At 74.7% G+C, this 22,854-nt stretch carries 27 protein-coding genes; 17 read left to right on the forward strand and 10 right to left on the reverse strand.

Features of this window, described 5'->3' with window-relative positions:
* Positions 1-705, reverse strand: a complete 705-nt coding sequence (locus tag E1284_RS14200; protein ID WP_131939539.1) for a DUF6882 domain-containing protein — start codon at positions 703-705, stop codon at positions 1-3.
* A 128-nt stretch (positions 706-833) separates the two neighbouring features.
* On the opposite strand from E1284_RS14200, the gene E1284_RS14205 reads away from it, so the two are divergent.
* On the forward strand, positions 834-1,451 hold the full coding sequence (locus tag E1284_RS14205) for a hypothetical protein (RefSeq protein WP_243714475.1): 618 nt from the start codon (positions 834-836) through the stop codon (positions 1,449-1,451).
* Here E1284_RS14205 and ybaK read toward each other — a convergent pair.
* A complete protein-coding gene (ybaK, locus tag E1284_RS14210; protein ID WP_131939540.1) occupies positions 1,335-1,832 on the reverse strand; it encodes a Cys-tRNA(Pro) deacylase in 498 nt (165 codons plus the stop codon). The two genes, E1284_RS14205 and ybaK, sit on opposite strands and share 117 nt — an antisense overlap.
* Positions 1,833-1,883: 51 nt before the next feature.
* Entirely contained in the window at positions 1,884-2,555 is a 672-nt protein-coding gene (locus tag E1284_RS14215; protein WP_424923484.1) for an LON peptidase substrate-binding domain-containing protein, read from the reverse strand.
* A gap of 175 nt (positions 2,556-2,730) precedes the next feature.
* On the opposite strand from E1284_RS14215, the gene E1284_RS14220 reads away from it, so the two are divergent.
* The 9 genes from E1284_RS14220 (at position 2,731) to E1284_RS14255 (ending at position 9,833) form a co-directional block, all read left to right on the forward strand.
* Complete coding sequence (locus tag E1284_RS14220; RefSeq protein WP_131939541.1) at positions 2,731-3,543, forward strand: PhzF family phenazine biosynthesis protein; 813 nt, start codon at positions 2,731-2,733, stop codon at positions 3,541-3,543.
* Between the two features lie 67 nt (positions 3,544-3,610).
* Complete coding sequence (hisD, locus tag E1284_RS14225; protein WP_131939542.1) at positions 3,611-4,945, forward strand: histidinol dehydrogenase; 1,335 nt, start codon at positions 3,611-3,613, stop codon at positions 4,943-4,945.
* Positions 4,942-6,030, forward strand: coding sequence for a histidinol-phosphate transaminase (locus E1284_RS14230; RefSeq protein WP_131939543.1), 1,089 nt, complete (start codon positions 4,942-4,944; stop codon positions 6,028-6,030). The genes hisD and E1284_RS14230 overlap by 4 nt, the downstream gene beginning before the upstream one ends.
* Positions 6,027-6,620, forward strand: a complete 594-nt coding sequence (gene hisB, locus E1284_RS14235) for an imidazoleglycerol-phosphate dehydratase HisB (RefSeq protein WP_131939544.1) — start codon at positions 6,027-6,029, stop codon at positions 6,618-6,620. The genes E1284_RS14230 and hisB overlap by 4 nt, the downstream gene beginning before the upstream one ends.
* A gap of 2 nt (positions 6,621-6,622) precedes the next feature.
* Positions 6,623-6,793, forward strand: a complete 171-nt coding sequence (locus E1284_RS41455; protein WP_165965263.1) for a hypothetical protein — start codon at positions 6,623-6,625, stop codon at positions 6,791-6,793.
* Positions 6,790-7,425, forward strand: a complete 636-nt coding sequence (gene hisH, locus E1284_RS14240) for an imidazole glycerol phosphate synthase subunit HisH (protein ID WP_207923748.1) — start codon at positions 6,790-6,792, stop codon at positions 7,423-7,425. The genes E1284_RS41455 and hisH overlap by 4 nt, the downstream gene beginning before the upstream one ends.
* A gap of 46 nt (positions 7,426-7,471) precedes the next feature.
* Complete coding sequence (gene priA / locus E1284_RS14245) at positions 7,472-8,191, forward strand: bifunctional 1-(5-phosphoribosyl)-5-((5-phosphoribosylamino)methylideneamino)imidazole-4-carboxamide isomerase/phosphoribosylanthranilate isomerase PriA (RefSeq protein WP_131939546.1); 720 nt, start codon at positions 7,472-7,474, stop codon at positions 8,189-8,191.
* A gap of 16 nt (positions 8,192-8,207) precedes the next feature.
* Entirely contained in the window at positions 8,208-8,969 is a 762-nt protein-coding gene (gene hisF / locus E1284_RS14250) for an imidazole glycerol phosphate synthase subunit HisF (RefSeq protein WP_131939547.1), read from the forward strand.
* Positions 8,970-8,987: 18 nt separating this feature from the next.
* On the forward strand, positions 8,988-9,833 hold the full coding sequence (locus E1284_RS14255) for an ATP-grasp domain-containing protein (protein WP_131939548.1): 846 nt from the start codon (positions 8,988-8,990) through the stop codon (positions 9,831-9,833).
* On the opposite strand, the gene E1284_RS14260 is transcribed toward E1284_RS14255, so the two are convergent.
* Positions 9,830-11,575 (reverse strand): CocE/NonD family hydrolase, encoded by a 1,746-nt coding sequence (locus tag E1284_RS14260; RefSeq protein ID WP_131939549.1) that lies wholly within the window; start codon positions 11,573-11,575, stop codon positions 9,830-9,832. The two genes, E1284_RS14255 and E1284_RS14260, sit on opposite strands and share 4 nt — an antisense overlap.
* 260 nt (positions 11,576-11,835) lie before the next feature.
* Between E1284_RS14260 and E1284_RS14265 the strand changes: the two genes are divergently transcribed.
* Positions 11,836-12,420, forward strand: coding sequence for a hypothetical protein (locus E1284_RS14265; RefSeq protein ID WP_131939550.1), 585 nt, complete (start codon positions 11,836-11,838; stop codon positions 12,418-12,420).
* A 24-nt stretch (positions 12,421-12,444) separates the two neighbouring features.
* On the opposite strand, the gene E1284_RS14270 is transcribed toward E1284_RS14265, so the two are convergent.
* Positions 12,445-13,620: a winged helix DNA-binding domain-containing protein gene (locus E1284_RS14270; protein WP_131939551.1), complete on the reverse strand. Its 1,176-nt coding sequence runs from the start codon at positions 13,618-13,620 to the stop codon at positions 12,445-12,447.
* 18 nt (positions 13,621-13,638) lie between these two features.
* A complete protein-coding gene (locus E1284_RS14275; protein ID WP_131939552.1) occupies positions 13,639-13,977 on the reverse strand; it encodes a hypothetical protein in 339 nt (112 codons plus the stop codon).
* Between the two features lie 125 nt (positions 13,978-14,102).
* On the opposite strand from E1284_RS14275, the gene E1284_RS14280 reads away from it, so the two are divergent.
* Complete coding sequence (locus E1284_RS14280) at positions 14,103-14,741, forward strand: phosphorylase family protein (RefSeq protein WP_131939553.1); 639 nt, start codon at positions 14,103-14,105, stop codon at positions 14,739-14,741.
* A gap of 7 nt (positions 14,742-14,748) precedes the next feature.
* Here the strand turns inward: E1284_RS14280 and E1284_RS14285 are convergent, their stop codons facing one another.
* From E1284_RS14285 to E1284_RS14300, 4 genes are all read right to left on the reverse strand, one after another.
* Positions 14,749-15,201: a hypothetical protein gene (locus E1284_RS14285; RefSeq protein ID WP_131939554.1), complete on the reverse strand. Its 453-nt coding sequence runs from the start codon at positions 15,199-15,201 to the stop codon at positions 14,749-14,751.
* Between the two features lie 81 nt (positions 15,202-15,282).
* Positions 15,283-16,539, reverse strand: a complete 1,257-nt coding sequence (locus E1284_RS14290) for a hypothetical protein (RefSeq protein ID WP_243714476.1) — start codon at positions 16,537-16,539, stop codon at positions 15,283-15,285.
* A gap of 83 nt (positions 16,540-16,622) precedes the next feature.
* Positions 16,623-18,404, reverse strand: a complete 1,782-nt coding sequence (locus tag E1284_RS14295; RefSeq protein WP_131939555.1) for an ABC transporter ATP-binding protein — start codon at positions 18,402-18,404, stop codon at positions 16,623-16,625.
* The gene (locus E1284_RS14300; RefSeq protein WP_243714478.1) at positions 18,401-20,203 is read right to left on the reverse strand and encodes an ABC transporter ATP-binding protein; all 1,803 of its coding nucleotides are present in this window, start codon (positions 20,201-20,203) and stop codon (positions 18,401-18,403) included. The genes E1284_RS14295 and E1284_RS14300 overlap by 4 nt, the downstream gene beginning before the upstream one ends.
* Before the next feature lie 195 nt (positions 20,204-20,398).
* Between E1284_RS14300 and E1284_RS14305 the strand changes: the two genes are divergently transcribed.
* The 5 genes from E1284_RS14305 to E1284_RS14325 form a co-directional block, all read left to right on the forward strand.
* Positions 20,399-21,082 (forward strand): TIGR03085 family metal-binding protein, encoded by a 684-nt coding sequence (locus E1284_RS14305; RefSeq protein WP_131939557.1) that lies wholly within the window; start codon positions 20,399-20,401, stop codon positions 21,080-21,082.
* A 247-nt stretch (positions 21,083-21,329) separates the two neighbouring features.
* Entirely contained in the window at positions 21,330-21,536 is a 207-nt protein-coding gene (locus tag E1284_RS14310; protein ID WP_018657218.1) for a cold-shock protein, read from the forward strand.
* A gap of 107 nt (positions 21,537-21,643) precedes the next feature.
* A complete protein-coding gene (gene hisI / locus E1284_RS14315; protein WP_131939558.1) occupies positions 21,644-22,027 on the forward strand; it encodes a phosphoribosyl-AMP cyclohydrolase in 384 nt (127 codons plus the stop codon).
* Positions 22,024-22,617 (forward strand): TIGR02234 family membrane protein, encoded by a 594-nt coding sequence (locus tag E1284_RS14320; protein WP_131939559.1) that lies wholly within the window; start codon positions 22,024-22,026, stop codon positions 22,615-22,617. The genes hisI and E1284_RS14320 overlap by 4 nt, the downstream gene beginning before the upstream one ends.
* Positions 22,614-22,854: response regulator (locus tag E1284_RS14325; protein WP_481726180.1), on the forward strand; the 241-nt coding region annotated here is incomplete at its 3' end. The genes E1284_RS14320 and E1284_RS14325, both read left to right, overlap by 4 nt.

Consider the following 22,854-nt stretch of genomic DNA (forward strand, 5'->3'; position numbering starts at 1 on the left):
TCAGCCGCCGAGGACGGCGGGGGTCAGCTCCGCCTTCCAGTCGACGAAGCGGCCGAGGCCGTCGAAGACGGCGTGGGCGGTGCCGCCGCCGGGGAGCATGACGTCGGTCTGCGCGTCGGTCTGCCGGTAGGGGACGCGGTGGTGCGACAGGAACCCGGCGAGCGTCAGGCGGGGCTCGTGCGGGAAGAGGCTCGCCGCGTTCGCCAGCAGCCGCGGCAGCGGGACCGGGTCCCAGCGGGCGGCCGGGACCTGCGGGTCGTCGACGTGCAGGTAGGCCGAGCCGCCGTCGTAGCCGGCGCCGATGTAGCCGGCGCCGCCGAGGACGCCGCCCGCGGCCATCGCGATCAGCTCGCCGCCGTGCCCGGCGGGGCCCTCGTACCAGGACAGGTCGACCTCGGGGGTGGTGAACTCGGGGATGCCGAGCCGCTCGCCGATCGCCGCGATGCCCAGCGTCGGGGTGACCGCCGGGTGCGCGTCGCCGAACTGCGGGTTCGCCCAACCCCACAGCCAGGTGCGCTCGCGGGCCGCGTAGCTGCCGAGCAGCGACACACGGACCGTCACGCCGCCGCTGGTGTAGGTGCGGGCGGTCAGGTCGGCGCTCCAGTCCTCGCGCGGCAGGAACTCGGCGAGCGTCTCCTGCTGCTGCAGGACGACGGCCGCGCGCGCGGCGCCGAGGCGTTCGAACGCAGGACTGAATCCGGACATGTCGGGCACATTATCCCAGGAATCGGGGCGGTCGTGGGCGGGAATCGGACACCCTTCGAGAGTCGATCGGCGGAACCGGGCAGGCTAGGCTTTCGCTGTCAGAGCACTCACACCTAGGAGCGTACGAGGTGCGGCGACTCACCGGGAGGCTCTTCGCGACGAGGCTCTGGGTGGCGTGGGCCGCGACCGCCGCCGCGGTGGCCGTGCTCGGCCCGCCGGCGGGCCTGCTGTGGGCCGGCACCGCGCCCGAGGTGAGGTATGTGGTGCTGCGGGGTGAGGCGCTGCTGGCCAATCCGGAAGGGCAGGGCCCGATCGGCGTCGACGCGCGGTTCGCCCTGATCGGCCTGGTCGCGGGGATCGCGTGCGGTGCCGCCGCCTACCTGGCCGGCGGGCGGGGCAACGACGTCGCGCTGCTGCTCGGGCTGGCCGCCGGGGGATGCGCCGCGGCCGTGCTGGCCTGGAAGACCGGGCACATGATCGGGCTCGGCGACTACCGGGACGCGGTCCGGTCCGCCCGCGACGGCGACACCGTCACCGGCGTCGCCGACCTGCGGGCCCGGGGCGTGCTGGTGTTCTGGCCGGTGGCCGCCGTGGCGGCGTACGGGCTGCTGGAGGTCGCCGTGCGGCGGCTACCCCCGGGCGATCGCGGCGGTGCTCGCGCCGGTGAGGCGGACGAGGTCGGCGGGGACGAGTTCGATCTGGAGTCCGCGCCGACCGGCGGAGACGTAGACGGTGGCGAGCGCTGACACCGACGCGTCGATCACGGCCGGCAGCCGCCGCCGCTGCCCGAGCGGGCTGATCCCGCCGACCACGTACCCGGTGGCGCGCTCGGCGTCCTTCGGATCGGCCATCCGCGCCTTCTTCCCGCCGGCCGCCGCCGCGAGCGCCTTCAGGTCCAGGCTGGACGACACCGGGACGATCCCGACCGTGAGCCGGCCGTCCACCTCGGCCAGGAGGGTCTTGAAGATCTGCCCGTACGGGATGCCGAGGGCGTCGGCGGCGGCCTTGCCGTAGGACTCGGCGTTCGGGTCGACCTCGTAGGCGTGCAGCGTGAACGCGACCCCGGCGTTCGCCGCGGCGACGGTCGCCGGGGTGCCCTTGCCGCCCTTGGTACCGGCTGTGCTCATGGGGGCAGTCTGCCGTGATCGGCGGGCGCGTGCTTACTCATTTCCGCGCGGTCAGTTCGGTGTGAACGACCCGTCCAGGAACTGCCCGGCCGGGATCGCGGGCAGGACGTTCAGGATGCGGTTCTCCCTGGCCAGCAGGTCCCGCTCGGCGGCCAGCCGCAGCGCCGCGTCCTCGCACTCCAGCAGGCGCTGCTTGTCGTGCCCGTCCAGGACGAGCGACGCCGCGATCGCGTAGGACAGCGCCACCGGGTCGTCCGGGGGCTCGGCGTCCGCGAGGGCGCCGGCGCCCGCGGCGCCGAGGCGGTGCCGGTACAGCCGGTACAGCCGCCGGACCCGCGCCGCGATCGGCCCGGCGCCGGCCCCGGCCTCCTCGGGCAGGAACTCGACCTCGCCCTGCAGGTAGGGGCGGGACCGGTCCAGCCCCTTGACCCGGAACCGGCGGGCGCCGACCGTCACGATGTCGTAGCGGCCGTCCGGGTGCGGCGTCGCCTCGCGCAGCTCCGCGACGCAGCCGACCTCGGCGAGCCGGTGCGCGGCGCCCTCGCCGACCTCGTGGCCGAGCTGGATGCCGACGACGCCGAACCCGCGGGGCTCGGGCCGCTCCAGCAGGTCGCCGATCAGCCGGCGGTACCGCTCCTCGAACAGGTGCAGGGGCAGCACCAGCCCCGGGAACAGCACGGTGCCCAGGGGGAACAGGGGGAGCCGCTCGGTCACACTTCTCACTCCAGCGTTCCTGGGCGCCGCCGGGCGGACGCCCTCGCCCGCCAGCGTACGTCGATATTGATGATCTTGGTAAGGGAAGTTTTTTCAGATTGTGAAGCCGCGGCCGCCCGGCCCGTGGGCCACTTCGGGGGATTGGCCGTGTCGCCGCGTCGGGGCCGGCGCTAGCGTCGGTGCCATGAGGATGCTCGTCGTGGACGCCTTCGCCGACCGCCCGTTCACCGGCAACCCGGCCGGGGTGTGCCTGCTCCAGGACGCCGCCGACCCGGACTGGATGCAGCGCGTCGCCGCCGAGATGAAGCACTCGGAGACGGCGTTCGTGCGTCCCGTCGACGACCCCGATGCGGACTTCGAGCTGCGCTGGTTCACGCCCGTGATGGAGGTCGCCCTCTGCGGGCACGCCACACTCGGCTCGGCGCACGCCCTCTACACGACCGGGACCGTCGCGGCGGACCGTCCGATCCGGTTCCGGACGCTCAGGAGCGGCGTCCTCACCGTCACCCGGGAGGACGACGGGTCGCTGTCGATGGACTTCCCCGTCTGCGCGGCCGAGCCGGCCGAGGTCCCCGGCGGGCTCGCCGCCGCGCTCGGCGTCGAGGTGCTCCGCACCGGCCGCAACGTCCAGAACGACCTGCTGGTGGAGGTCCCGGACGAGGAGGCCGTGCGGAAGGCCGCCCCCGACATCCGGGCGCTCGGCGCGATCGACGCGCGCGGAGTGATCGTCACGGCGGCGGCCGACCCCGGGCGGCCCTACGACTTCGTGTCGCGGTTCTTCGCCCCGCGCGTCCTGCCGGGCGACGCCGAGGACCCGGTCACCGGGTCCGCGCACACGGCCCTCGCGCCCTACTGGGCGGCCCGGTCCGGCCGCGACACGCTGACCGGCTACCAGGCGTCCGCGCGCGGCGGGCGCGTCCGCTGCTCGCTGCGCGGCGACCGCGTGACCCTGTCGGGAACGGCCGTCACGGTCCTCGACGGGGCCTTCGGCGCGTGACGGCGCGCACCGTCTCGGGACGTGAGACGGTGCGCGAGGGGCCGGGCGCACTCCGTAGACTGGACGGGTGATTTCCCGTATCGACCTGCGCGGCTCGCTTCCCGGCGACCTGCGCTCCGTGCTGCCCCGCGCCGACTTCGACGTCGAGGCCGCCCTGGACAAGGTGCGGCCCATCTGCGAGGACGTGCGCCATCGCGGCTCGGCGGCGGTGCGGGAGTACACCGAGGCGTTCGACGGGGTCGAACTGGAGAGCACGCGGGTCCCGGTCGCGACCGTCCACGCGGCCCTCGCCGGCCTCGACCCGGCCGTCCGGGACGCGCTGGAGGAGAGCATCCGCCGCGCCCGCGCGGTGCACCGCGCCCAGCGCCGCACCGACGTCACCACGCAGGTCGTGCCCGGCGGCACCGTCACCGAGCGGTGGATCCCGGTCGGGCGGGTCGGCCTGTACGTGCCGGGCGGCCGCGCCGTGTACCCGTCGAGCGTGGTGATGAACGTCGTCCCCGCGCAGGAGGCGGGCGTCGGGTCGCTCGCGGTGACCTCGCCCGCGCAGAAGGAGTTCGGCGGGCTGCCGCACCCCGCGATCCTGGCCGCCTGCGCGCTCCTCGGGGTGGACGAGGTCTACGCCGCGGGCGGCGCCCAGGCGATCGCCATGTTCGCCTACGGCACCGACGAGTGCCCCCGCGCCGATCTGGTGACCGGGCCCGGCAACGTGTACGTCGCCGCCGCGAAGCGGCTGCTCAAGGGCGTGATCGGCATCGACGCCGAGGCCGGCCCGACCGAGATCGCCATCCTCGCCGACGACACCGCGAGCCCGGTGGAGGTCGCCGCCGACCTGATCAGCCAGGCCGAGCACGACACGCTCGCCGCCGCCGTCCTCGTCACCGACTCGGTGCGGCTCGCCGACGCGGTCGAGGCGGAGCTGAAGGCGCAGGTCGCCCGCACCAAGCACACCGAGCGGATCACCGAGGCGCTCGCCGGGCGGCAGTCCGGCATCGTCCTCGTGGACGGCGTCGAGGACGGCCTGAAGGTCGTCGACGCCTACGCCGCCGAGCACCTGGAGATCCAGACCGCCGACGCCGCGGCGGTCGCCGCCCGCGTCCGCAACGCCGGCGCGATCTTCGTGGGCCCGCACGCGCCGGTGTCGCTCGGCGACTACCTCGCCGGGTCCAACCACGTCCTGCCGACCGGCGGGTGCGCCTGCCACTCGTCCGGGCTGTCGGTGCAGTCGTTCCTGCGCGGCGTGCACGTCGTCGAGTACGACCGGACCGCGCTCGCGGAGGCGACCGGGCGCGTGGTCGCGCTCGCCGAGGCCGAGGACCTGCCCGCGCACGGCGCCGCCCTGAAGGCCCGTTTCGGCGGAGCCGAACCAGGCAAGCACAGCGACTGGGAGATCCCCTCGTGACCTCGCTGAACGACCTGCCGCTGCGGGACGACCTGCGCGGCAAGGAGCCCTACGGCGCGCCGCAGCTGGACGTCCCGTACGCGCTGAACACCAACGAGAACCCGTACCCGCCGCCGGAGCGGCTGGTGAAGGCCCTCGGCGAGGCCGTCATGGACGTCGCCGGGACCCTCAACCGCTACCCCGACCGCGACGCCGTCGCGCTGCGCGAGGACCTCGCCGCGTTCCTGAACACCGACACGCCCGGCGCCGGCCTCACCCGCGACCGGGTGTGGGCGGCGAACGGGTCCAACGAGATCATCCAGCAGGTCCTGCAGGCGTTCGGCGGGGCGGGCCGCACCGCGCTCGGCTTCGAGCCGTCCTACTCGATGCACCCGATCATCACCGCCGTGTCGGGCACCCGCTGGGTGAACGCCTTCCGCGACGAGGACTTCGGCCTCGAACCCGAGCGCGCCGTCGCCGCCGTCGAGGAGCACCGCCCCGACGTCGTGTTCCTCACCTCGCCGAACAACCCGACCGGCACCGCCCTTCCCCTGGCGGCGATCGAGGCGGTCCTGGAGGTCGCGCCGGGCATGGTCGTCGTCGACGAGGCGTACGCGGAGTTCCGCCGCGCCGAGACGCCGTCCGCGCTCACGCTGCTGGACGGGAACCCGCGGCTGATCGTCACCCGGACGATGTCCAAGGCGTTCGCGATGGCCGGGACCCGGCTCGGCTACCTCGCCGCCGACCCCGCCGTGATCGAGGCGCTGCTGCTCGTCCGGCTGCCCTACCACCTGTCGGCGGTCACCCAGGCCGTCGCCCGCACCGCCCTCGCCCACGGCGGGGAACTGCTCGGCGGCGTCGAGGCCCTCCGCCGCGAGCGCGACGGCCTGGTCGGGTGGCTGCGCGCCGAGGGCTTCCGGGTCGCCGACTCCGACGCCAACTTCGTCCTGTTCGGGACGTTCCCGGACCGTCGTATGGTCTGGGAGAGCCTGCTCGGACGCGGCGTGCTGATCCGGGAGGTGGGACCGCCCGAGTGGCTGCGGGTCAGCGTCGGCACCCCGGAAGAGATGGCCGCCTTCCGCACCGCACTGAAGGAGAGTCTGTGACGCGCAAGGGACGGATCGAGCGCGGGACCAAGGAGACCCAGGTCCTCGTCGAGATCGACCTCGACGGGACCGGGCAGGTCGACGTCGCGACCGGCGTGGGGTTCTTCGACCACATGCTGGCCCAGCTCGGCAAGCACGGGTCGTTCGACCTGACCGTCAAGACGACCGGCGACCTGCACATCGACAGCCACCACACGATCGAGGACACCTCGATCGCGCTCGGCCAGGCGTTCCGGGAGGCGCTCGGCGACAAGGCCGGCATCCGCCGCTTCGCCGACGCGTCCATTCCCCTGGACGAGGCGCTCGCGCAGGTCACCGTGGACGTCTCCGGCCGCCCCTACCTGGTGCACGTCGAGCCGGACGGCATGGCCCCGATGATCGGCCCCGAGTACGACACCACGATGACCCGGCACATCTTCGAGTCGTTCGTGTCCAACGCGCGGGTGGCGCTGCACGTCCACGTCCCGTACGGGCGCAACGCCCACCACATCGTGGAGGCCCAGTTCAAGGCCCTCGCCCGCGCGCTGCGCGACGCCGTGGCGCTCGACCCGAAGGTGCACGGCATCCCGTCCACCAAGGGGGCCCTGTAGCCGTGGAGATCGGCGACCTGCACTTCACCTACGCCACCATGGCGATCTTCGCGGTCGCGGTGTTCCTGCTGGCCGGGGTGTACAGCTTCATCAAGCAGGGCATCAAGATCGGCGCGATGATCCTGCTCGTCCTCGCCGGGCTCGTGTTCGCCGGCGGGGTGATGTGGCTGTGACCCGGATCGTCATCCTCGACTACGGCTCGGGCAACCTGCGCTCCGCCGAGCGCGCCGTGGCCCGTGCCGGAGCCGAGGTGACCGTCACCGCCGACTGGGACGCCGCGCTGAACGCCGACGGGCTGGTCGTCCCCGGCGTCGGCGCGTTCGCAGCCTGCATGGCGGGCCTGCGCGCGGTCCGCGGCGACCAGATCATCGGCCGCCGCCTCGCGGGCGGGCGCCCCGTCCTCGGCATCTGCGTCGGCATGCAGATCCTGTTCACCAAGGGCATCGAGCACGGCACCACCACCGAGGGCTGCGGCGAGTGGCCGGGCACGGTCGACCGGCTGAACGCGCCGGTCGTCCCGCACATGGGCTGGAACACCGTCGACGTCCCCGAGGGCTCGGTCCTGTTCGACGGGCTGGCGGACGCGCGGTTCTACTTCGTCCACTCCTACGCCGCCCGCAGCTGGGACCTGGAGCCCGACCCGAGCGGCACCATCGCGGCGCCTCTGGTCACCTGGGCCGAGCACGGCGACCGCTTCGTCGCCGCCGTGGAGAACGGCCCCCTGTGCGCCACCCAGTTCCATCCGGAGAAGTCCGGCGACGCCGGCGCCCACCTGCTCCGCAACTGGCTCTCCACGGTGGCCTGAGAACACGCCCGACCAGCCGTCCCATCAGTATCGATAGGGTTTCCGCATGACTTTGACGCTCCTTCCCGCGGTCGACGTCGCCGACGGCCGGGCGGTCCGCCTGGTGCAGGGCGAGGCCGGCACCGAGACCTCCTACGGCGCCCCCCTCGACGCTGCGCTCGCGTGGCAGAAGGCGGGGGCGGAGTGGATCCATCTCGTCGACCTCGACGCGGCGTTCGGGCGCGGCTCCAACCGGGAGCTGCTGGCCGAGGTGACCGGGCGGCTGGACGTGAAGGTGGAGCTGTCCGGCGGCATCCGCGACGACGCGTCGCTGGAGGCGGCCCTGTCCACCGGCTGCGCCCGCGTCAACATCGGCACCGCGGCGCTGGAGAACCCCGACTGGTGCCGCAAGATCATCGCCTCGCACGGCGACAAGATCGCGGTGGGCCTGGACGTGCGGGGTACGACGCTCGCCGCCCGCGGCTGGACGCGCGAGGGCGGCGACCTGTGGGAGGTCCTCGCCCGGCTGGAGGACGACGGCTGCCCCCGCTACGTGGTCACCGACGTCACCAAGGACGGCACGCTGCGCGGCCCCAACACCGACCTGCTCCGCGAGGTCTGCTCCCGCACCGACAAGCCCGTCATCGCGTCCGGCGGCGTCTCCTCGCTCGACGACCTGCGGGCGCTGGCCGGGCTGGTCCCCGACGGCGTCGAGGGCGCGATCGTCGGCAAGGCCCTCTACGCGCAGGCGTTCACCCTGGAAGAAGCCCTGGAGGCCGTGAAGTGAGTGGGGAGGCCGTGAAGTGACCGTCGCCGTGCGGGTGATCCCGTGCCTGGACGTCGACGCCGGGCGCGTGGTCAAGGGCGTCAACTTCCAGAACCTGCGGGACGCCGGCGACCCCGTCGAGCTGGCCCGCCGCTACGACGCCGAGGGCGCCGACGAGCTGACGTTCCTGGACATCACCGCGTCCAGCGCCGACCGGTCCACGACCTACGAGGTGGTGCGCCGCACCGCCGAGCAGGTGTTCATCCCGCTGACGGTCGGCGGCGGCGTCCGCACCGTCGAGGACGTCGACCGGCTGCTGCGCGCGGGCGCCGACAAGGTGTCGATCAACACGGCCGCGATCGCGCGGCCGGAGTTCCTGCGGGAGGCCGCGCACCGCTTCGGGTCGCAGTGCATCGTGCTGTCGGTCGACGCGCGCCGGGCCGACGGGACCGAGTCCGGGTTCGAGGTCACCACGCACGGCGGCCGCAAGGGCACCGGCATCGACGCGGTCGAGTGGGCCCGCCGGGGCGAGGAGCTCGGTGTCGGGGAGATCCTCCTGAACTCCATGGACGCCGACGGCACCAAGGCCGGCTTCGACCTGGAGATGCTCCGCCGCGTCCGGGACACCGTGTCGGTGCCGGTGATCGCCAGCGGCGGAGCCGGGGCGGTCGAGCACTTCGCGCCCGCCGTCGCGGCGGGCGCGGACGCCGTCCTCGCCGCCAGCGTGTTCCACTTCGGGGAGCTGACGATCCCCGAGGTCAAGTCGGCCCTGCGCGAGGCAGGCAACCCCGTCCGCTGAAAAAGGGAGCCCCCCGGTATGACCATCGCGTTCGCGACCTGCTCCTGGCTGCCCGGCGGCAGCGACGACGTCCGGGACCTGATCGGCGCCCTCGCCTCGCTCGAGGTCGAGGCCGAGCCGGTCATCTGGGACGGCGACGTCGACTGGTCCCGGTACGACCTCGTCGTCATCCGGTCCACGTGGGACTACACGTCGCGCCGCGACGCGTACGTGGCGTGGGCGGAGAGCCTGCCGCGCGTCCTCAACCCGGCGGAGGTCATCCGCTGGAACACCGACAAGCGCTACCTCCGCGACCTCGCCGGCGCCGGGCTGCCGGTCGTCCCGACCCTCTGGGACCCGGACGACATCCCGTCCGAATGGCCCGAGTACGTCATCAAACCGGCGGTCTCCATCGGCTCCGGCGACACGGCCCGCTGGGGCCCCGGCGAAGAGGAGCAGGCCCGCGCCCACCTGCGCTCCCTGCGCGACGCGGGCCGGACGGCCATGGTCCAGCCCTACCTGGCGGCGGTCGACACCGCCGGCGAGACGGCGCTGGTCTTCTGCGACGGCGAGTACAGCCACGCCGGGCGCAAGGCGCAGATCCTCACCGCCGGCGCGGGCGTGCAGGGCTCCGTCCGCGACGACGCCACGCGCGGCCGGGTCACCGCGGCCGCGGCGACGGAGGCGGAACTGGACGTCGCGAACCGCGCCCTCGCCGCCGTGCCGGGCGGCGGGGACCTCCTCTACGCCCGCGTCGACCTGATCCCCGGCCCGGACGGCAGCCCGATGATCATCGAGCTGGAGCTCACCGAGCCCAACCTCTACCCGCACCACGGTGAGGGCAGTGCGGAGAGGTTCGCGAAGGCGATCGCCGCCCGCCTCTAGACGGCGTCCTCGCCGGGGGGCGCGGGCATCGCGGCCTCGGGGGAGCGCTCGGCGATCGGCAGGATGATCGCGGACGGGTGGTCCGGGTCGTGGAAGACCTCCTGGCGGGCCTTCACCATGCGGGTCTCGGTGGTGGCCAGGGGTTCGCCGGTGCCGGGGTTGGCGGCGACCTTGGGGTGGGCGCCGCTGGTGACGTGCACCCGGATCCGGTGGCCGCGCGCGAAGCGGTGCCCGGTCGGCCACAGGTCCACCGCGATGCGGCGGACGCCGGCCGTCCCCACGGGCTTCTCGGCGGCCGCGGGCAGGCGCAGGCCGCCCTCGCAGACGTTGCGGGACGTCCCGTCCGGGGCGACGTCGCAGAGCCGGACGATGAAGTCGGTGTGCTCGCGGTCGGAGCGGACGAACAGGTCGGCGCCGACGGGGCCGATCACGTCCAGGTCGTCGCCGAGGGCGGGGGAGGTGAACGCCAGGACGTCCGGGCGCCGCTCCAGCGGGCGGTTGTCGACGGGGCGCGAGCTGCCGAGCAGGGTGGGGCCGCCGAGCGCGGGCGTCGGCCGGGCCGGGTCGAAGGTGTAGGTGCTCGGCGGGTGGTCCTGCGGGCCGTCCTCGCCGAGGCCGTCCGCGGCGTGCAGGTGCCAGCGGGCCTGCCGGGTGCCCGGCGGCGGCCAGTCGCGGTAGTGCCGCCATTCGCGGGCACCGGTCACGTACAGCCGGACGGGGTCGCGCCGCAGCCCGGACGGATCGCCCTGCAGATGGGCGCGGAACCAGGCGAGCGACTCGCGGATGCCCGGCAGCCCGTGCCGGGCGTCGGTGTGCCACCAGGGGCCGATCGTCAGGTACGGGGCCTGGCCGGCGGCGCGCAGCGCGAGGTAGTCCTTGATCTCCCACGGCAGGAACACGTCGTACCAGCCGCCGAGCAGGCTGGCGGGCGCGGCCACCTGCCCGACGGTGCCGCTGAAGTCGCGACGGTCCCAGTACCCGTTCGGGGCGGCGCCGCCGCCGTCGAGGGCGAGCCCCTCGGGGGGCCCGTGGCCCGCGGGCCCGTGGTTGGCGAGCAGGTCCTGGTAGAAGCGCATCGGCTCGCCGCCCGCCAGCACGTCCAGCTCGGCGAGGGGGCGGCCGGAGCGGGCGGCGCGCAGGGCGCGGCGCCGGGCGGTGAGCGGCGCGGTGATCATGCCGAACGGGCGCTGCTGCCGGTGCGTCAGGTCGGTCCAGGTGAGCGCGGACTCCAGCGCGAACGACCCGCCGACGTAGGCGGCGTCGCGGAACGAGGACGCGGTGATCTGCAGCGACATCGCCTTCAGCGCCGGCCCGGCCTCGGCGGCGATCGCCCAGGCCGCGTAGCCGAGGTAGCTCGGGCCGAAGGTGCCGAACGTGCCGTGGAACCAGGGCTGCCGCTTCATCCACGCGACGGTGGCGAGGCCGTCCTCGCGCTCGTGGCCGAGCGGGTCGAACTCGCCGCCGGAGCCGGACGTCCCGCGCGTGCTCTGCACGACCAGCTGGAACCCGAACGGGACGAACAGCAGCCCGTTGGCGAGGGCGGCGGGCCCGCGCCGCCCGTACGGGGTCCGCACGAGGATCGTGGGCGGCCGCTCGACCCCGGCCGGGACGTACCGGTCGGCGAGCAGCGTCACGCCGTCCGGCATGGTCGCCGGCAGGTCGCGCTCGACGGTGTAGCGGGACAGCACCCGCGGGTGCGGCAGCCTGATCGGTGGGGAGGGCAGTCGGTCCCAGAGCGCCATGCTGCCTCCGTCCGCGGTCTGCTACTACCTAGTAAGGTATCCGCGGTCGGGGACCGCAACCGTCAGGCGCCGGTGATGAACGCCCACGGGTCGGGCGCGGCGGCGGCCACCGCGACCGGGCCGTCCGGGGCGCGGACGGCCGCGCCAGACGTTGGTGCCGTGCAGCCGCCGCCCTTACCCGGGGTCCTTCTTGGCGGCCGGGCGCGTTGTCTGGGATCGTTGCTGGTTCCGACAGCCCGCACCCAAGGGGAGTACACGACATGTGGCCGGGGTCGAACGTGCCGATGGGGCCGCCGCCGGTGGATCCGGGCCGGGCGGAGCCCTCCTGGCCCTCGCGGCGCACGGGCCCCGGCGCGGGCTGGTACGCGCTGCCCGTCGCCCTGGTCGCCGTGGCCGTCGTGGGCCTGCTCACCCTGGTCGGGTTCCTGTGGGAGGACTCGGAGGTCGCGAACGGGCCGCCGTCGTCCGGCGACCCGGCCGCGGGGGTGCCGGTCCGGCTGTCGGAGGGGCACGACTACTTCGTGTACGTCCGCACGGGCGGCTCCACGCCGTACGCGTGCTCGGTGCGGGCGGGGCAGCGGTTCGGGCCGATCAGGCTCACCCGGAAGAACTCCTGGAGCGCGTCCGACCGCGCCGGCCACCGGTACACCGCCACGTTCACGGCGCCGGTCACCGGGGACGCGGTGCTCACCTGCCGCGGCACGGACGGCCCGGTCATGGTGGTGCCGGACGACACCGCGCACGCCTACCTGGGGCTCGCCCTGTTCACGGCCCTCGGGCTCGGCGGGCTCGCCGTCATCAGCTTCGTGGTCGTCCTCGTCCGGCGGAGCGCCGCCCGCCGGTGAGCACGGCGCCCCGCCCGCGCGCGATCAGGACGTGAGTTCGCGCTCCAGCGGGGTGCGGAAGCGCGGGGTGGCCCGGACACCGCCGTACCAGGCGGACATGCGCGCCGCCTCCCGCTCGATCGCCGCCTCGGCGTCCGCGCCGACGTCCTCCAGGACGCGGACGGCGATCTCCCCGTCCGCGCGCTGCGCCCAGCCGCCGACGACGCGGCCGTCCCACCAGATCGACGGCCCGATGTTGCCGCTCCGGTCGAACAGCGCCGGGCCGTGGCCGCCGAGGAACCAGCCGCGCTCCCGCCAGCCCATCGGCGTCGGGTCGAGCGCGGGCAGCAGCGCCGCCCACGGCTCCGGCCCGGGGGCGGGGTCCAGGTCGTCGGACAGGACGATGCCGGTCGCGCCGCCGAGGTCGACCTCGGTGACGTCGAGCAGCGCCAGGGCCTTCTTGACATCGCCGGCGTTCCAGCCCGTCCACCACTTCAGGTCGGCGACGGGCGCGGGCCCGAAGGCGCGCAGCCAGCGGCGGACGAGGTCCGCGCGGGCCTCGGCGGCGGGGACCTCCGCGACGCCGCCGGGCAGCCACGCCTCGACCGGCGCCCACTTGTACTGGCTGCTGATCCACGACCCGTTCGGCCGCCCACGCACGATGCGGCCCTCGCAGCCGAGCGTGACCAGGACCCAGGTGGTGACGCCCGTGGGCCGCGAGTAGGGCTTGCCGGGCGCCGGGTCGACCTGCGTCCGCAGCACCGGGACGTCGGCGCTGAGCTGCGCGCCCGTCGCCTCCCCGCGCGCCAGCAGCGCCGTGTGGGCGGCCTCCGCGGCCGCGGCGAACCAGGCCGGGACGTCGGCGATGTCGCTGCCGCGCTCGATCAGCCGGGAGTAGGTCGCGCGCTGCTTGGCGGCCAGCCCGTCGGCCGTGGACGCCTGCAGCACCGGGACCAGCTCGGTCGGCGCGACGAACATCGTCCGGCGCATCGCGAGCATCCGCAGCAGCGTGCGGTCGTCGTACAGGGCCCGCTCGACCGCCTCGGGGCCGGCCCCGACGCTGCGCGCCGCGACCGACAGGAACACCGTCGCCGGGTCGGTGGCGTGCAGCACCACCATGGACCGGGCGATGTCGAGGACGTCGTCGGTCCTGGCCTGCGGGGCGAGCCGGTGGCGGAGCGCGAGCCGGGCCCGCCGCTCCGCCGGAGTCATCGAACGCATGTACGAATCCTAGACGGATCAGCCCGCGTTGGAGATCCTCACGACGACGCTGTCCTTGGTGACCGCCTGGACCGAGACGTTGAACCCCTCGGCCTCCTGCTCGCCGTCGCCCACCGGCACGGTCACCGTCTGCCCGGCGACCTTCAGCGTCACCATCTCGCCCTGCACGCCCACCAGCTCGGCCTTCACCCCGAGGATGGACGCGCTCGCGTCGACGCCGCGGTCGAAGGTCACCGTGCAGGCGTTGACGCCGCAGGAGGTCTCGCTGTTCTCGCCGCCGCACGCGGCGAGCGCGCCGAGCGGCAGCAGCGCGAAGGGGAGTACGGCCAGCTTCCGCCGGAGGGGAAAGGAGGTCATGCGGCGAGTCTACGGGCAGGCCCGGCCGCCGCCCCCCTCCGCGAGGCGGATCCGCCCGGGGCGAATGTGGTACCGCACGGTGACGCGGCTGGAACTGCCGGGCGGCCCCGTGCTTCGCTGGACGCGTGAGCACCGAGAGCGCACCCGTGAGCGGGGACGGGACCGTGGAGCCGCAGGTGGTCGGCCCGGTCGTGTGCGCCGCGCTGCGGATCGAGGCCCGCGCGGTCCGGCGCGGGCTCGCCCGCACCCCGGTCGTGGTCGTCGGCTACCGGGCCCGGCGCGCCGCCCGGCTGCCGGGCGCGTGCGCCGCCCTCGTCACCGTCGGCTTCGGCGGCGCGCTCGACGGGCGGCTGCGGCCGGGCGACGTCCTCGTCGCCGACGAGATCCGCGGCCCCGGCGGCACCGCGGTGCCGTGCGCGGCGCCGCGGCTGCTCGCCGGGGAGCTGATCCGGGACGGCCTGAGCGCGCAGCTCGGCGCGCTGGTCACCACCGACCGCGTCGTCCACGGCCGGCAGCGGGCCGTGCTGGCCGCGCAGGGCGCCCGCGTCGCCGACATGGAGTCGGCGGTCGTCGCCGCGCGGAGCGGCGGCCTGCCGGTCGCCGCCGTCCGGGTCGTCGTGGACGGCCCCGGGCACCCGCTGCTGAGCCCGGGGACGATCGGGCGCGGGCTGGCCGCGCGGCGCGTCCTGGCCCGCATCGGCCCGGCCCTGGAGCGCTGGAGCGTCCTGCTGGTGCGCGGCGGGGAGGGCCCCGCGGCCGGCTGAGCCGCACTCAGCCGGGCCCGGTGCCGCCGTGCTCGGTCCCGCTGTGCCCGCCGCCGTGGTGGTCGCCCTGCACGATCTTCCCGCCGAGGTCACCGCGGAGGTTCTCCAGCGTCGGCTTCTGGCTGACCGCCACCCAGCGGGCCCCGACCAGGTACCAGCCGCCCCACGGCTTGGCCTCGTCCAGCCAGGCGTTCATGCCCTGGTCGGTGGTGAAGCTGAGCAGCACGTACTGCCCGCGCGTGTTCTTGCAGTTCCCCTGCTCCAGGTCCTTGACCTTGCGCTGGCCGGTCACCTTGCAACCGGTCTGGTCGGCCAGCTCCTGCAGGCTCGCCGGCTTGGCCGCCTTCCCGCCGGACGAGGCGTCCGAGCTCGCGGAGCAGCCGGCCGCGAGCGGCAGGGCCAGCGCCGCGGCGCACAGCAGCGGCAGCCTGATGAGGTCGAGGGGGTGTCGGGAACCCATCGCCGTTCCTCTCCGGGGTGAGATGCGCGATTCGAGGGATGAATACGCGGCCCGCCCCGGCGGGGTTCATTCACCGAGCCCTCAGGTCATCAGGCGGGTCCCGGCCGCGGCGCGGACGGCGGGCTCCTCGGCGCCGTCCTGGTGCAGCCGCCGCAGCCGCAGCCCCGTCTCGCGGGTGATCGGCGCGGTCCGGGCGGCCTCGGCGCGCACGCCCTCCTCGCAGTCCCACAGCCCTTCGGCGGTGTAGGACTCGGCCGTGTGCGGCGCCGTTCTCGTCAACGCGGTCAGGATGCGGGGTCTCAGGTAGGCGTAGGTCGACTCGGTCCAAGCGGTCTTCAGCAGCGGGACGGCCTCGCCCGCGCGCAGCCGCCCCAGCCCCTCGATGGGGCCGGCGGCGCCGCCCCACTCGCGCCGGGCGACGGCGCCGCGCAGCTCGTCCATCAGCAGCGGGATGTCCTGGCGGGTGCCGTACCGGGCGAGGATGCGCAGCCCCATGTCGGCGCAGCCGCCCCGCTCGGCCGCCCACGCCCGCGCCCGCGGCAGCGTCTCCGGCCCGTAGTCGCGCAGCGCCCGGCACACCGCGCCGCCGACCCGGCTCGGCCGCTGCGGCAGCAGCTCCTCGGCCAGGTCGAGCAGCGCCGGCGCCCGCCGCCGGCCCAGCTCGAAGATCGCCGCGATGGCGCCCTCCCCGCGCCGCCGCGCCACCTCCAGCAGCTCCGCCTCGCTCTGCGCGTCCCGTCCGGGCGCCGCGACCATCGCGCGGCGCGCCGCCCGGCCCGCCTCCCGCTGCCGCGCCAGCGCCGCCGCCACCCGCGGCTGCCGCGCCGCCCACGCCTCGATCACCGGATTGCTCCGGCCGGGTATCAGCAGCGCCAGGTCGGCGTCGTCGCACCGCGCCGCCACCACGTCGTCCAAACCGGCCGTCAGTGAAGGGTCCTCAAGGTCGATCAGCTCCACCACCGCGTCGAACCACTGCGCGCCCTCCTCGGCGTAGCGGCGCAGCGGCGCCGCGGCCTCCCGCCGGCTCAGCCGCACCAGGTCCGCGAGCACGCCCAGCGCGAGGTCGACCCGCCACTCGTCCGGATCGGTGTGGTCGGACGGGTCGAACAGGTGCTCGGCCACCGGGCCCGCCGGCAGCTCGAGATCCACCATCAACCGGGCGTAGTACAGCCGCCGCGACTCGCACTGGCGGTCCCACCGCGGATCCCGCCGGACGCAGGCGTACACGTACTCGCCCGCCCCCCGCACGTCCGCCGCGCGCCGCGCGCCCCTCCCGAGCCCACGCTGCAGCTGACCGTGCAGCGTGCCCGCCGATTCCAACACGACCTCGTTGCTCACCCCGCCAGAATGCGCACTGGACCAGATAACGGGCAAGTGCTTTACCCCAGGTCGGTGATGTCCTTCACAGCCGCCGCCGCCGTTCACAACTCACGCTGCGCGATCCAGGACGCGTGCAGGTCGGCGTACACGCCGGGCTCGGCGACGAGGTCGGCGTGCGGGCCGCGCTGGACGACGCGGCCGGCCTCGAACACGATCACCTCGTCGGCCGCCTCCGCGGTGGACAGGCGGTGCGCGATGGCGATGGCCGTGCGGCCCTGGGTGACGCCGTCCAGGGCGCGCTGGATGCGGACCTCCGTCGCCGGGTCGACGGCGGAGGTCGCCTCGTCCAGGACGAGGAGGTCCGGGTCGGCGATGTAGGCGCGGGCGAGCGCGACGAGCTGCCGCTCCCCGGCCGACAGGGACTCGCCGCGCTGGCCGACGGGGGTGGCGAGGCCCTGCGGGAGCCCGTCCAGCCAGTCGGCGAGGCCCAGCTCGGTGAGCGCCAGGACGAGGTCCCCGTCGGACGCGTCCGGCCGCCCGTAGCGGATGTTGTCGCCCAGGGACGCGTCGAACAGGAACCCGTCCTGCGGGACCATCACGATCCGCTCGCGCAGGGAGGAGAAGCGGACGTCCCCGAGCGGCACCCCGTCCACCAGGATGCGGCCGGACGCGGGGTCCATGAGCCGGGTCAGCAGCTTGGCGAAGGTGGTCTTGCCCGAGCCGGTCTGCCCGACGATCGCGACGCGGCTGCGCGGCGCGATGCCCACGTTCACGTCGAGCAGGACCGGCGGGCCGCCCGGGTAGGCGAACCCCACCGACTCGAACCGCACCTCGATCGGGCCGCGCGGCAGCGTCGCGCCCGCCTCGCCCGGGTCCGCGACGTCCGGGACGGTGTCCAGCACGCCGAGCACCCGGCGCCAGCCCGCGATCGCGTTCTGCGCCTGGTTGAACACCTCGGTCGCGGTCTGCATCGGGCTGACGAACAGCGTGACGAGGAACAGGAACGCGATCAGCTTCCCGGCCGAGACGTCCCCGGCGATGCCGAGGAGGGTCCCGGCGATGACGACCGCCGCGGTCGCCAGCGCCGCGACCAGCTCGCTCACCGGGAACGTGAGCGCCACCATCGCCTGGGCGCGGGTCTGCGCGTCGCGGTGGGCGTCCACGGTCTCGTCCACCCGGCGGCCGGTGCGCTCCTCGGAGGCGTACGCCCGGATGACCGGGGCGCCGACGACGGACTCGCCGACGGCGGCGAGCAGGTCGCCCATCCGCTCGCGCACCAGCATGTAGGCGCGCGACAGGATCGCCTGGAAGCGGCGCAGCGCGAACGCCAGCGGCAGGAACGCCACCCAGACCAGCAGCGCCAGCTGCCAGGAGTAGACGAGCATCAGGACGCTCGCGACGACCAGCTGGCCGATCGACACGATGAACATCAGCCCGCCGGACTGCATGAACTGGCTGATCTGGTCGACGTCGCCGGTCACCCGCGACACCAGCGCGCCCCGCCGCTCCCCGCTCTGGGTGAGCATCGACAGGTCGTGGACGTGCCGGAACGCCTTCACCCGCAGCGCCGCCAGGCCGCCCTCGGACGTCCGGTAGAGCCGCACGTTCATCAGGTACGCGCACACGGCCGTCACGACCACGGCCGCCGCGCACAGCAGCACCGCCGTCCGGATGAACGCGATGTCGGCGCCGCCCGGCCGGCCGAGGCCCTTGTCGATCGTCTGCTGGACGGCGATGGGCACCACCACCCGGCCCGCCGTCGACACCAACGCGAGCAGCAGCGTCACCGTGAGGCCCGCGGTGAACTCCGGGCTCAGCCGCAGCCCCCGCCTGAGGGTGCTGAGCGCGCCCTCGCCGCCGGCCGTGCTGTCCATGATCGTCATGCCAGGGCCTCCTCGCCGCCCTCGACGGCCTCCTGCTCGGCCTCGGCCCGCTCGTAGGCGTTGACGAGGTTGCGGTAGCCCTCCGAGCTCTCCAGCAGATCGGCGTGGGCGCCGCGCGCGACGACGCGGCCGTGCTCCATGTAGACGACCTCGTCGGCCAGCGCGATCGTCGCCTTGCGGTAGGCGACGACCACGACGGTCGCGCCGCCCGCCTCGCCCGACTGCGCCTCCCGCAGGCTCTGCAGGATGCGCGCCTCCACCTGCGGGTCGACGCTGGACGTCGCGTCGTCCAGGACGAGCAGGCGGGGCCGCCGCACCAGCGCGCGGGCCAGCGCCAGCCGCTGCCGCTGGCCGCCGGACAGGGTCGCGCCGCGCTCGCCCACCTTGGTGTCGAGCCCGTCGGCGAGCGCGGCGACGAAGCCCTCCGCCTGGGCGAGGCGCAGCGCCTCCCAGACGCGCTCGTCGGGCACGTCCAGGCCGAGCGTCACGTTGCCGCGCACGGTGTCGTCGAACAGGAACGTCTGCTGTGGGACGAGCGCCGCCGTCGCCGCGATCCCGCCGCGCCGGACGTCCCGCAGGTCGAGGCCGTCCAGCAGGACGGAGCCGTCCGCCGGGTCGACCAGCCGGACCAGCAGCGACGTCAGCGTCGACTTGCCCGAGCCCGTCGGGCCGACCACGGCGATCGTCCGGCCGGGCGAGGCCGCGAACGACACGTCGTGCAGGGCGTGCCGCCCCGGATCGGCCCCGTCCCCTACCGTCTCGTAGGCGAACCGGACCTCGCGGACCTCCAGCTCGGTCGCCTTGCCGGCGCCGTCCAGCGCGCCGTCGCCGTAGGGGAGGGAGCCGGTCGCGTCCAGCACGCCGCGGACCCGCTGCCACCCGACGACGCTGCGCGGCACCTCCCCGAGCACCCAGCCGAGCGCCCGGATCGGCCACGACAGCAGCGTGAACAGGTAGGCGACGTTCACCAGGTCGCCCGGCGACATCGCGTTGGACTCCAGCCGCACCGACCCGATCACCAGGACGGCGAGCACGCCGAGGTTCGGCAGCGCCTCCAGCACCGGGTCGAACAGCCCGCGGATCCGGCCGACCGCGACGTTGGCGTCGCGCAGCGCCTCCGCCCGCTCCCGGAACCGGGCCGTCTCCGCCGCCTCCCGGCCGAGGGTCTTGACCACCAGGCCGCCCTCGAAGCTCTCGTGCGCCACCTCGCTGACCTCGGCGCGCAGCTGCTGCGCGCGGGTCGCGACCGGCGACAGCCGCCGCTGGTACACCACGTTGATCAGCGCGACGGCGGGGAAGACCAGGAAGGCGACCGCGGCCACGACCACGTCCGTCACCAGCATCGACGCGGCGGCGATCAGCAGCATGAACACCACCCCGACCGCCATCGGCAGCGGCGCGATCGGCGCCCACACCGCCTCCACGTCGGCGTTGGCGTTCGACAGCAGCTGGCCGGTCGGGTGCCGGTGGTGCCACGCCAGCGGCAGCCGCAGGTACTGCCGGGTCACCGCGCGCCGGTAGGTCGCCTGCAGCCGGTACTGCATCAGGCCCGCGTAGAAGCGGCGGCCCGCCACGCCGACCGCCTTCAGCAGCGCCACCGCCATGATCAGGGCGGCGGCGCCGGCGAGCGCCCCGGCCGTCGTGCGCCCCGACTCGAACGCGGGCAGCACGACCTCCTGCGTCGCCCAGCCGAGGACCTTCGCCGTCGCCACCGTCATCGCCGCGTAGAGCGCGCTGGCGACCACCGACGCCGTGAACACCCGCGGCTCCGCCTTGACCGCGATCCACAGGACGCCCATGCCCTCCCTGAGCACGGGTGGGCTGACGCGTCTGGACGCAGGTGGCACGGCGACTCCTCGGTCCGGCTTGCTCGGCGGGGCCCGGGGCGCGCCCCGCCGCGGCCGCGGCGGGGGGGATCTGCGGGCCTGCACATTGCCTACCATCCGCCCGGGACGCTTATTCCCGGCCGGTACGGCACCGCCTACGATCGGGAGATGACCACACCCGAGCGCGGCCCAGCCGATCCGGGCCCCGTCCGCAGCGAGCGGCTGGCCCTGGCGGCCGCGCTGGCGGAGGCCGGGCCGGACGCGTCCACCGAGTGCGCGGGCTGGACCGCCCTCGACCTGGCCGCGCATCTGGTCGTCCGGGAGGACCGCCTCGACGCGGCGCCCGGAATACTGCTGCCCCCGCTGTCCTTCTACACCGAGCGCGTCCGGCGCCGGACGGCGCGCACCGTCCCGTTCGAGCGCCTCGTCGAACGGTTCCGGGACGGACCGGCGAAGTTCTCGCCGTACGCGCTTCCGGGAGTCGACAAAAGCGCGAACGGCGTCGAGTTCTTTGTGCACCATGAGGACGTCCTGCGCGCGCGTCCGGACTGGAGCCCCCGGGAGATCACGCCGGAACTCGAGGAACTGCTCTGGCGACGGATAAAAATTGCCCGCTTTGTCCTAAGAAAAGTTCAGGTCGAGGTAACGCTGGTGCAACCGGACGGCCGCAGCCTCCGGGTCCCCGCGCGCGGCCGGGACGCCCGCCGCAACCCCCGCGGGGCCGTCCGTGTGCACGGCCCCGTCGGCGAACTCGTGCTGTGGGCGCTGGGCCGCCGGGACGTCGCGGACGTCCGCCTCACCGGGGCGACGGACGCTGTCAAGAGCCTGACCGAGACCGGTTGGAGTCTTTAACGGGCAGGTAACGGCATGGTTCGCCTAGAGAAGAATCGCGTGCCTTGCGGCTCCTCCGCTTTACGCGGAACCGGTGATACTGTGGGTCGGTCGGTTGCAGTCGTGGTTCTCGATCGTGCAGACGCCCGCGGACTGATGGCAGCGGGCGTTTTGGCTTTTCCGGGACCGTACCGGGGGCGAGAGCGTTCCGCAGCGACCGCACGGGCCCGCGAGGTGTGGGCCCAGGTTTTGCCGCAAGGAGAAAGACATGCCCCAGCAGGGCACCGTGAAGTGGTTCAACGCCGAGAAGGGCTTCGGATTCATCGCCGTGGACGGCGGCGGTCCGGACGTCTTCGTGCACTACTCGGCCATCCAGTCCTCCGGATACCGCACGCTGGACGAGAACCAGCGCGTCCAGTTCGAGGTGACGCAGGGTAACCGGGGGCCGCAGGCCGACCAGGTCGTCCCCCTGTAACACCCGCAGTCGTACGTCTGGGCCCGTTCCTCCGCCGGGGAGCGGGCCCTTTCGTTCAGTACGGGGCTTCGTCCGGCGCGGGGCCGGGGCACCATAAACTGCGGGTCATGTCCGCACGCCCGTCCAACCTGGACCCGAAGATCGCCGATCGGCTGAAGCGCGACCCGAACGGCCTCGTCCCCGCCATCGCCCAGCAGTACGACACCGGCGAGGTGCTCATGCTCGGCTGGATGGACGACGAGGCCCTGCACCGCACCCTCACCACCGGCCGCTGCACCTACTGGTCGCGCAGCCGGCGGGAGTACTGGGTGAAGGGCGAGAGCTCCGGCCACCAGCAGTGGGTGAAGTCGGTCGCGCTCGACTGCGATGCCGACGCCGTCCTGGTGAAGGTCGACCAGGTCGGCGGCGCCTGCCACACCGGTGACCGCACCTGCTGGGACGCCGACGTGCTGGACACCGTGGTCGGCGAGCGCCCCGAGCAGAGCGCATGACGCCCGGGCGTGAACGCGGCCTGACGGCGCTGCTGTGCGCCGCCGGCGCGGGACTCGCCCTGCTCGCCGGCGGCCGCACGTGGGCCACCGTCAGGGCCGAGGACGCGATCACCCCCTTCACCCAGACGCTCACCGGCGGCGACCTCGGCGGCGCGGCGGGCGCCCTCGCCTGGGCCGGCCTCGCCGGCCTCGCCGCCCTGTTCGCCACCCGCGGCCGGGTGCGCGCCGCCGTCGGCGTCCTCATCGCCCTGTTCGGCGCGGGCATCGCCTACGCCTCGACGGTGGCCGTCCGGCGCTCCACCGTGCTGTCCGCCGCCGGAGACAAGAGCGCCCTGCTCAAGCTCGGCGCCGACCCCGCCCTGCACGTCGACCTGTGGTGGCTCGTGTCGGTCGCCGGGGGCGTGCTCCTCGTGGTCGCCGGGCTCCTCACGGCCGTGCGCGGGTCCCGCTGGCCCGGCATGTCGTCCCGCTACGAGCGCGCCGCCGCCGGTGCCCCCGCCCGGGAGCCGGCGGCGGACGACCCGGCCGCGATGTGGCGCTCCCTCGACCGCGGCGAGGACCCGACCGCCCAGCGGAACGGCCGCCCGTGACCGCCGACGGCGGCGGCCTCGTGCTCGTGGCCGAGCACGACCCGGCCGTCGCCGAACTGCAGCGCCGCTACCTCGCCCGGGAGGGCTTCGACGTCGAGATCGAACCCGACCCCGGCCGCGCGCCCGCCGCCGCCGAGCGCACCCGCCCCGACATCGTCGTCCTCGACCTGTCCACCGCCGCGCTGCCCGCCGACCTGTACCGCCGCACCGCCGACGCCGCCCGCCCCTGTCTCTTAT

The organism is Actinomadura bangladeshensis, assembly GCF_004348335.1.
In the GTDB taxonomy this organism is placed as follows: domain Bacteria; phylum Actinomycetota; class Actinomycetes; order Streptosporangiales; family Streptosporangiaceae; genus Spirillospora; species Spirillospora bangladeshensis.